This is a genomic window from Actinomadura fibrosa (assembly GCF_900659615.1).
In the GTDB taxonomy this organism is placed as follows: Bacteria; Actinomycetota; Actinomycetes; order Streptosporangiales; family Streptosporangiaceae; genus Spirillospora; species Spirillospora fibrosa.
Genome location: NZ_CAACUY010000086.1, coordinates 24,570 through 33,913 on the forward strand (window position 1 = coordinate 24,570; position 9,344 = coordinate 33,913).

Annotated in this window: 9 protein-coding genes; 5 read left to right on the plus strand and 4 right to left on the minus strand. The window is 73.1% G+C overall.

The window, feature by feature from the left end; genetic code table 11:
- Positions 1–39 precede the first annotated feature (39 nt).
- The gene (locus E1300_RS25900; RefSeq protein WP_131759672.1) at positions 40–1,881 is read right to left on the minus strand and encodes an MFS transporter; all 1,842 of its coding nucleotides are present in this window, start codon (positions 1,879–1,881) and stop codon (positions 40–42) included.
- A 183-nt stretch (positions 1,882–2,064) separates the two neighbouring features.
- On the opposite strand from E1300_RS25900, the gene E1300_RS25905 reads away from it, so the two are divergent.
- Both E1300_RS25905 and E1300_RS25910 read left to right on the plus strand, forming a co-directional pair.
- The gene (locus E1300_RS25905; protein WP_131759673.1) at positions 2,065–2,859 is read left to right on the plus strand and encodes a TetR/AcrR family transcriptional regulator; all 795 of its coding nucleotides are present in this window, start codon (positions 2,065–2,067) and stop codon (positions 2,857–2,859) included.
- Positions 2,860–2,926: 67 nt separating this feature from the next.
- Positions 2,927–3,442, plus strand: coding sequence for a cupin domain-containing protein (locus E1300_RS25910; protein ID WP_131759674.1), 516 nt, complete (start codon positions 2,927–2,929; stop codon positions 3,440–3,442).
- Positions 3,443–3,466: 24 nt separating this feature from the next.
- On the opposite strand, the gene E1300_RS25915 is transcribed toward E1300_RS25910, so the two are convergent.
- Positions 3,467–4,915 carry a serine/threonine-protein kinase gene (locus E1300_RS25915; protein ID WP_131759675.1) on the minus strand — a complete coding sequence of 483 codons (1,449 nt, stop codon included), beginning with the start codon at positions 4,913–4,915 and terminating at the stop codon, positions 3,467–3,469.
- Positions 4,916–5,813: 898 nt separating this feature from the next.
- Here E1300_RS25915 and E1300_RS25920 point away from each other — a divergent pair.
- On the plus strand, positions 5,814–6,260 hold the full coding sequence (locus E1300_RS25920; RefSeq protein ID WP_131759676.1) for a pyridoxamine 5'-phosphate oxidase family protein: 447 nt from the start codon (positions 5,814–5,816) through the stop codon (positions 6,258–6,260).
- 66 nt (positions 6,261–6,326) lie between these two features.
- Here E1300_RS25920 and E1300_RS25925 read toward each other — a convergent pair whose 3' ends face one another.
- A complete protein-coding gene (locus E1300_RS25925; protein ID WP_131759677.1) occupies positions 6,327–7,610 on the minus strand; it encodes a PQQ-binding-like beta-propeller repeat protein in 1,284 nt (427 codons plus the stop codon).
- Positions 7,611–7,834: 224 nt separating this feature from the next.
- Between E1300_RS25925 and E1300_RS25930 the strand changes: the two genes are divergently transcribed.
- Positions 7,835–8,479, plus strand: coding sequence for a TetR/AcrR family transcriptional regulator (locus E1300_RS25930; RefSeq protein ID WP_131759678.1), 645 nt, complete (start codon positions 7,835–7,837; stop codon positions 8,477–8,479).
- Between the two features lie 5 nt (positions 8,480–8,484).
- Here E1300_RS25930 and E1300_RS25935 read toward each other — a convergent pair whose 3' ends face one another.
- A complete protein-coding gene (locus E1300_RS25935) occupies positions 8,485–9,102 on the minus strand; it encodes a TetR/AcrR family transcriptional regulator (protein ID WP_131759679.1) in 618 nt (205 codons plus the stop codon).
- 87 nt (positions 9,103–9,189) lie between these two features.
- Here E1300_RS25935 and E1300_RS25940 point away from each other — a divergent pair.
- Positions 9,190–9,344 (plus strand): SDR family NAD(P)-dependent oxidoreductase (locus tag E1300_RS25940; protein WP_131759680.1); only part of this gene is annotated, 155 nt, incomplete at its 3' end.

Sequence of the window (9,344 nt, forward strand, 5' to 3'; positions counted from 1 at the left end):
CCCGTCCGATGACCGGTCGTGGTCAGGCGCGTACGCGCCTCAACGGTGCCGCGGCCGTGTCCGGAACCAGGTGCGCGCGAAGCGGAGACCCGAGCGCGCGGCGAGCCGCACGGCGCCCCGGAGCGACGCGGCGATCACCGCGCCGGCCGTCGCGGGAGGGCGTCCGATGCCCGACGCCAGGGGCAGCGCGACGAACAGGCTCATCCGCCACATGAGGCGAAGCGCCGCGATGGTCGTGGCGGACGCGGTGAGGCCCGCGGCGAGCGGGCGTCCCGTGGCCGCCCGGGGTAAAGGCGCGGCGACGGCTTTCGGAGTCGTGGGGTCGGTGACCACTCCCGGACGCCTCGGGGACGGGACTGTGGCGGTTTTCGGGGCGGCTTCCGGGGCGGTTTCCGGGGCGGGCGGCGGGGCGGGAGGCGTCCGCGGGGCGGGGCGCAGGACGAGGAAGGCGATCAGCGCGCCGCCGAGCCCGGCGGCGGCGCCGGCCACGGCGGTGACCGCCATGGCGTCGGTGAAGGCGTGCCTCGCGGTGACGGCGAGGGCGGCGTCACCGCGGGCGGCCGCGACGGCGAGCGCGTCGCCGATCGAGTCGCGGGCCGGACCGGCGACGCCGTCCGGCAGGGCGCGGGCGTAGGCGGCGGTGAGGACGCTGCCGAGCACCGCCACGCTGAGCGCCTGCCCCACCTGCTGGACGGTGTCGTTGACGGCGGAGCCGACACCGGCGCGCTCGGCCGGCAGGGCGCCGAGCAGGGTGCCGTAGGCGGGCGGGCCCGCGATGCCGCAGCCGACGCCCATGACGACGAGGGCGACGACGAGGTGCCGGTAGCCGTCGCCCGGTGAGACCGTCGCGAGCAGCCCGAACCCGGCGGTGAGGCCGAGGAGGCCGAGCGACAGCGCGACGCGGGCGCCGACCCGCTTGTCGACGAGCACGCCGACGCCGTTGAAGGCCATCACGCAGACCACCATCGGGATGAACGCGACGCCGGTCTTCATCGGGCCGAAGCCCAGGACGAACTGGAGGTACTGCGTGAGGGCGAGCATGAGGCCGCCCGTGGAGAACGACAGCAGGACGATCGACATGCTCGCACCGCTGAAGTTCCGGTCGCGGAACAGCCTCACCGGCAGCATCGGCTCGCGGACGCGCCGCTCCCACCCGGCGAAGCCCGCGAGCGCCACGACGGCCACGGCGAAGCCCGCGCGGACCTGCCCGGACGACCAGCCGTCCCGCGGGATGCAGATGACGGCCCAGACGAGGGCCGTCATGCCGACCGTGGACAGCACCGCGCCGGGAAGGTCGGGGCGGGCGGCCGGCCCGCGCGACTCGGGGATGACGAGGAGCGCGGCGGCGATGGCGAGCACCGCGATCGGGATGTTGATCAGGAACACCGAGCCCCACCAGAAGTGCTCCAGCAGCAGGCCGCCGAGCAGCGGCCCGCCGAGCGCGCCGAGCATGAGCACCGCGAACCAGATGGCGATGGCCTTCTTGCGCTCGTCGTCGCCGAAGACCGTGGTGAGGATCGACAGCGTGCCCGGCATGAGGAAGGCCGCCCCGACGCCCATCAACGCGCGGGCGGCGATCAGCTCTCCGGCGCTGCCGGCCAGCGCGGCGGGCACCGACGCGCCGCCGAACAGCACGAGCCCGGCGATCAGCCCGCGGCGGCGGCCGTACCGGTCGGACAGGGCGCCCGCCGTCAGCAGGAGCCCGGCGAACGCCACGATGTAGGCGTCCAGGATCCACTGGACGTCGGCGCTGCTCGCGTGGAGGTTCCGGATCAGCGCCGGGATGGCGACGTTGAGCACGGTGTTGTCGATGACGACGACGAGCAGGCTCAGGCACAGGACACCGAGGATGAACCATCGGCGCGGGTGTGGGGCCGGCATGGCTCCCCCTCGGGCTGCTGCGGACGGCTGTCGCGGCGCCGTCCGGGAAGGCCCGGACCCGTGGTCGCCGGAGTCGTGGCCGCAGAACAGCGCACTACTTTTCGCACACTGTACTAAGATTCGTACATCGTTCGCAAGACGGTAGACTGCCCGGAAAGCCGTCGCCCGAAGGACACCCCCGACATGGCCCCGACCTCCGATCCCGCCGCCGGCTCGGTCTGGCTGCGTCCGGACCGGTCCCGCCGGGGCAGGCCGCAGCTCAGCCGCGACGAGATCGTGCGCGCGGCGGTCGAGCTGCTCGACGCCGAGGGCCTGGACGGGCTGAGCATGCGCCGGCTCGCCGCCATGATCGGCGCGGGCGCCACGTCCCTCTACTTCTACGTGGCGAACAAGGACGAACTGCTCGAACTGGTCCTCGACGAGGTCATGGGCGAGGTCGCGGTCCCGGACGTCGCCGGGGGCGACTGGCGGGCCGCGGCGGCGGAGTTCTCCCGCGGGATGCGCGCCATGATCCTGCGCCACCCCTGGACGACCGCGATCCTGGGCGAGCAGCCGAACATCGGCCCCCGCGCCATGCGGACGAGCGACCGCGCGATCGCGATGTTCCGCGCCGCGGGGTTCCGCGGCCCGGAGATCGCCTGGGCCGGCTCGCTGCTGATGTCCCACGCCGTCGGCACGGCCACCGGCGAGGTCGCGTACCGCAGGGTCGCCGCCCGGAGCGGCGCGGACGGCGACCAGGTCGGCGAGCAGCTCGGCCCCTACCTGGAGCAGGCCGGCGCCGCGTACCCGAACTTCCTCGAATGGTGGCGGGAGAACCGCGACCGCGCCGTCGACATGCGGCAGAACCACGACGACACCTTCGAGTTCGGCCTGCGGCGCCTTCTCGACGGCCTGGAGGCCTGGCTCACCGCGCCCCCTACGGAGGACGCGAAACCCCGGGAGGAGTCCGCGGAGGACGCGGAGGGCGCGGGGGACTGACCGGCGCGCGGTCCGTCCTCTAAGATCGCCCGGGCCCCGCCATGATCCGGGGCCCGGAGGAGGAGAGATGTCGTATCCGGACCCCCGGTACCTCGGTGCGGACGGCGAGCACAGCGCCGTGTACCGGGCCGCCGACGCGGGACCCGACCTGCTGCTCGGCCGCCAGGACGCCGACGGCGGGTTCCAGGGGACGAAGGTCCACTACCTCGGGACGGGCGGCTCCACGAACGGCGCGTTCGGCCTGTACCGGTGGGAGATGGGACCGGAGCCGTCCGGCCCGTCCCCGCACTTCCACCGGACGATCACCGAGTCGTTCTACGTCCTGACCGGCACGATCAGGCTCTACGACGGCGACGGGTGGAAGGACACGGCGCCGGGCGACTTCCTGTTCGTCCCCGAGGGCGGCGTGCACGCCTTCCGCAACGAGTCGGGCGAGCCCGCGTCGATGCTGCTGCTGTTCACGCCCGGCGCCCCCCGCGAAGGCTACTTCGAGGAACTCGCCGAGATCGCCTCCACCGGGCGGACGCTCAGCGACGAGGAATGGACGGACCTCTACCTGAGGCACGACCAGTACATGGTCTGAACCTCCGGGCGCCTCACGGCACGGTCATCTGCTCTTGCAGTTATAGGTGAAGGTCGCCGATTCCCGCGCCGCCGACGGATTCAGGATCATCAGGGTCGCGGTGAATTGGCGTTTACCGGGACCGCTGATCCGCCAAAGCAGATGGACCATCGCCGTTTTCTCGCCGCTCTTGACGTTCTCGGTGAGGCGGGGGCCCGGCGCCTTCTGGTCACTGCGCTTCCACTGGTATTCGATCTCACCGGAAGCGCCGTTGGTGGTCAGCGTCCCGGTCAGGTCGACGGTCGTCCCGCAGCCGTGTCTGGCCTTGTCCGGACGGACCGACACCGCGGTCACCTCCAGGGCCGGACGGCCACGGAGGTACAGCACGGCCAGGACCCCGCAGAGCAGGAGGACGGTCGCCGCGACGGCGGGCCAGCGGCGGCGCTTCCTCGGTTTCGGCGGTGTCCAGGTGGGCCAGATGTCGCCCGCCGACGTCTCGTCCGATCGCGTCGCCATCCTCCCGCCGGGAGGTCGCGGGCCCTGATCCGTACGCGTCCCTTCGATGTTCTGCCCGCCCGTGCCTCCGGCGTCCCGTCCAGCGGGCTGTTCGGCGGCCCGTGCAGGCATCTCCCCGCCGGGCCGTCCTGGAGCGGGGATGAGCGGGACGGGCGCCGCCACACCGAGCATCTCCAGCAGGGCGGCGGGCGCCGGACGGGCTTTCGGGTCCTTGGACAGGGCGGCCGCGACGACACCGCGCAACCGTCCGGAGAGGCCGGTCAGGTCGGGTTCGCCGTGCAGGACCGCCCTGGCGATCTCCGCCGCGGTCGTCCCGCCGAACGGGCGGCGCCCCGTCGCGGCGAACACCATGACGCACCCCCACGCGAACACGTCCGACGCCGGTCCCGGACGGCCGCGGAGCTGCTCGGGCGCCATGTACGCGGGCGTCCCGAGCACCTGGTCGTCGGCCGTGATGCGGGTCGCGCCGGCGGGCTTGGCGATGCCGAAGTCGATGACGCGCGGCCCCATCCGCGACAGCAGCACGTTCCCCGGCTTCAGGTCGCGGTGGACGATGCCCGCCGCGTGGATGCCGACCAGGGCCGTCGCCATCGCCACGGCGAGCTGGTCGAGCTCGGCGCCGCGCAGCGGGCCCGAGGCCGCCACCGTCTCCTTCAGCGTCGGCGCGTCGATGAACTCGGTGACCAGGTACGGCGGGTCGGCGTCCGGGTCGGCCGCCAGGACCTCCGCCGTGGAGTACCGCGGGACGCCCATCGCGCTGACCGTCTCGCGCCGGAATCGCGCCCGGAACGACGGCTCGTCCGCCAGCTCCGGCCGGACGACCTTGATCGCGACGAGCGTCCCGTCCCGCCCGCGTCCGAGGAAGACGCTGCCCATGCCGCCCTCGCCCAGGAAGCCGAGCACCTCGTAGGCGCCGATCCAGCGGGGATCGCCGGGACGCGGCCAGCGCGCCCGCCCGGGAAGCTCCTCGGGATTCACCGCGCGCTCCCGTTAACCGGGCTCACCGGGCACGCCGGACTGGACGGGCTGCGCCGGAACGGCCCGCTCCTGCTGAGGCTGCACCTGCACGGCCGTGGCCTGCTGCTGCGTCGCCTGCGAGCCCACCGGACCGTCGCGCGTGCCCGTCGTGCCGTCATGCGTGGGGGTCTCGTGCGTGGGCGAATCGTCCGTCTCCGGGTCGTCTGTGGGCGGGGTCTCGGTGGACGGATCGTCGGTGGGCGGCTCATCCGTGGGCGGGTCGTCCGTGGGGGGCTCGTCGGTGGGCGGGGTGTCGCGCTTCGGCGGGTTCCCGGGACGTGTGGAACCGGACTTGTCGGTCGGCGGAGGGTTCCCCGCTCGGGTGGTGGGCGGCGTGCCGGACGGGTCCCGCGTGGGGTCGGACGGCCCGCGCGTGGGATCGCTCGGGTTCCGCGCCGGGTCGGACGGGCCTTGTGTGGGATCGGTCGCCGGCGGGGCGGGGCGGTGCGTGGGCGGAGCCGTCGAGGGCGCGCCCGCCCGGTGAGCGGGACGTTCGGCGGGTCCGGCGGCCGGGACGGCGGCGCGCGCGTTGTGGTCACCACCACGAACGCGAAGACGAACGCGAACATCGTCTTGACGACGTCGGTGACGAGGGTCCCGGCGGCCTCGTCGTCCCTCTGCCGCCACGCCTCGGGCCGCATCCTGCCCAGACCGCCGAACACCAGGACCGCGGCGAGCGACGCGCCCACCGCGATGACCACCACCTGCACGAGCATTGCGAACACCTCCGGACGACTCGGTAGCAAGCTGTCATCGGGCGCGCACGCACAGTCGTTACCGGACGATCGGCTCCGTGTGACCATGTCTTTGTCGTTCAGCCGGATGAGGTGCCCATGCCAGGGCGGAGAGGTGTGTCGCGATGACCGGACTTGAGAAGTTCGCCCGGCTCGTTCCGGGCGACCACGGCTTGTGCGTCGTGTCGACGCTGCGGCCGGACGGGACCATCCAGTCGTCGGTGGTCAACGCGGGGGTGCTGGAGCATCCGGTCACCGGCGCGCGGGTCGTCGGGCTCGTCGCCGCCGGCGGCACCCGCAAGCTGGCCAACCTGCGGGCGCGGCCGCGCGCGAACGTCGTGGTCAGGGCCGGCTGGGAGTGGGCCGCGGCCGAGGGGCCGGTCGAGCTCGCCGGGCCCGGCGATCCGCTGCCGGGCGTGGACGGCGAGCGCCTCCGGCTGCTGCTGCGCGAGATCTTCACCGCCGCCGGGGGGACGCACGACGACTGGGCGACCTACGACCGGGTGATGGCCGAGGAACGCCGCACGGCCGTGCTGCTCACACCGGAGCGGATCTCCGGGAACCCCGCCTGAACGCCGTCCAGCCCGGCGGGGCGTAGGGCGATCCCGCGTGCCCTACGCCCCGGTTCCCGGAGGACGTCAGCCGGTGGTGCCGGTCCAGCCGGCGGGAATGTGCGCGATGCGGACCCGCTGCGGGTGGTCGCCGACGGGCACCGACACGGTCTTCTGGCCGGTGGCGAAGCTGATTGCGGTCACCTGGTCGGCGCCGCTCTCGGAGATGACGCAGGACTTCCCGTCGCCGCTCACGGTCGCCCAGTAGGGCTTGGAGGCGCTGACGAGCGGCCCCTCCTGGAGGGTGGCACGGTTGACGACGGTGGCGTAGTCGTCCATGGTCCCGGCGACGCAGAGCTTGTCGCCGCCGGGGCTCATCGACAGGCCGTGGTGGCGGGAGTCGTTGACGAACGTGGTGCGGTCGTCGCTGGTCGCGGGGTTCTTCGGCAGCGTCTTGACCCGGGTGATCTTGTCGGTGGCGACGTCGTACTCCACGAGGCCGTTGAAGTAGGAGACCTGGAAGTACAGCTTGCCGTAGTCGGGGCTGAAGACCGCCGGGCGGACGGCGTTCGACAGGTCCGTGCGGCCGAAGGCGTCCAGCCGCGAGCGCATGTCGATGGTCCTGACGACCTTGTAGGTGGAGGCGTCGGCGATGGTGATGTGCCGGTCGCCCTTGAGGAAGTCCTGCCAGGGCGCGTCGAGATCGTTGTTGACCTCGCCGATCGACATGTTCCAGATCTTCCCGTCCGGCGTGAAGACGTTCTCGTGCGGCTTGGCGCCGGTGGCGAACGAGCCGAGCTGCCTGCCGGTGTTGATGTCGAGCACGTAGACGCTGTTGGACAGCGACGACGAGACCGCAACCCTGGTGCCGTCGGGGGACAGGGCCATGTGGTCCGAGCGGTAGCCGGAGACCGGGAACCGCCACTTCACCTTGCCGGTCGCCAGGTCGATGGAGACGACGTCGCCGAAGCTCGGCCGGGAGGCGACCAGGGCGGTGCCGTCGGGGGTGGAGTACATGTCGTCCACGAACTGGTCGTGGCCCTCGCCCGCGGTCAGGCGGATGCCGAGGAAGACGGCCAGGTTGGCCGGGTTGAGGTAGATCGCGGCCAGCCGCTGGTCCTTGTCGGGGATGACGTTGATCCGGCCGATCTTGTGGAAGTCGCCGCTGGGCGCGATGACGTCGGCGGTGCCCTCCCAGTTGTTGCCGACGAACATCACCTCCTGGAGGGCGGGCGCCGCGTGCGCGGTGCCCGCGGAGGCGACGGCGGGCGCGACGGCGCCGGCGGCCAGGACGGCCGCGGCGGCGATCGTCCGCAGCCGCCGGAACCGGCGGGCGGGGGTGTTCGGGGCAGGGGTGGGTGCAGCGTGCATGTTCGCTCTCCAGGGGGGTGGGTGCCCGGAACGGGCGGGGAACGTGAAGCTGCTCTGCGTTCGGGCCGGCGCTCGGCGTGGAGCGCGGGGACGCCTTCCGCACGGACCCGCAAAATCTGAATAAGGCCTTATTCAGATTTTGGTTACTGGATAGTAGGCAGGGGTCGGCGGAGGGCGCAAGACCTGTAAGGGACGATTGTCGACATCACCAGGTGGGGGGTGCGGTGCCAGGAAGGATCACCCCGGCGGAGGGCCGGTACGGCGGCAGGGACGCGGCCGAGCGGCGGGCGGAGCGGCGCGAGCGGTTCCGCGAGGCGGGCCTGGAGCTGTTCGGCGCCGGGCCGGGATACCGGGCGACCAGGCTCGGGGACCTGTGCAAGGCGGCCGGGCTGTCGACCCGCCAGTTCTACGAGGAGTACCGCACGCTGGAGGACCTGCTCGCCAGCCTCCACCTGTACGTCAACGACGTCGCCGCGAAGGCCGTCCTCGACGTGCTGCCCGACGTCCGGGACCTCCCCGCGCCGGAGCGGATCACCGCGTACGTGCACGCCTACGTCAGGGGCGCCACCGGTGACATGCGCCATGCCCGGATCGCCTACGTCGAGGTCGTCGGGGTCAGCCCCCGCATGGACCGCCAGCGCCTCGAACGCCGCGCCGTCTGGATCGACCTCGTGAGCCGGGTGGCGGACGAGGCCGTCGCGCGCGGCGAGGCGCCCCCGGGCAACTACCGCATCGCCGCCGCGGGCCTGATCGGCGCCGTGAACGGGCTGATGCACGACTGGGTCGTCGGATGGGTCGACGCCACCCTGGAGGAGATCGCCGACGAGCTCCTCCAGATCATCCTCGGCAGATACAAGATCACCATCTGAGCTCCTCAGGTGGTGAGGAGGTCGATGGTCCGCGGGTCGAGGCCGATGGCGGGGTCGGCTTCGGCCGCGGCGCGCAGCGCGGCGGCCAGGGTCGCCGCCGCGAGCGCCACCAGCGTGCCGCGGGGCAGGTCGCGGTGCCGCAGCTGGTCGATGATCATCTCGTCGAGGCAGCCGACCCAGCCGCACATCGCGGTGCGCAGGACGGGCCGCACCGGGTCCGGGGCGCCGAGCGCGTCCAGCAGCCGCCGGGCGCCCTGCCAGCGCAGGTCCTCGACGATGGCGCGCACCTCGGGGTCGGAGCCGTTGCCGGCGCGCATGACCGCGAGGAACCCGGCGGCGTTCTCCTGCATGAAGGCGATGTGCCGGTCGAGTGCGCCGCGCAGCCGCTCGCCCGGCGTGCCGTCGCCCGGCGCGGTGTCGTGGACGGCCCTCAGCCGGTCGGCGGCGGCGGCGATCGTCGCCAGGTACAGCCCGCGCTTGTTGCCGAAATGGTGCGCGATCAGCCCGTAGGCGACGCCCGCCCGCGCGGCGATCTCGGTGGTGGTGATCTCGTCGTAGGCGCGGTCGGCGAACAGGCCGGCGGCGGCCTCGATGAGCAGCCGGCGGCGGTCGGGCCGGGTCATCGGCGGGTTCCTCCAGGGTTGACGCGTCCGCGGGGACGTGTCTAGCCTCGCAAACTGACTGATAATCAGTCAACTTGGGGAGGTCCGATGGCCTGTTTCGACTTGGCCGGGGCTCCGGTGCTGCTGACCGGGGCGTCCAGCGGGATCGGCCGCGCGCTCGCGTTCGCGCTGGCCGGGCGAGGGGCGCGGCTGGCGATCGCCGCGCGGCGCCGGGCGGCGCTGGAGGAGGTCGCCGACCGGAT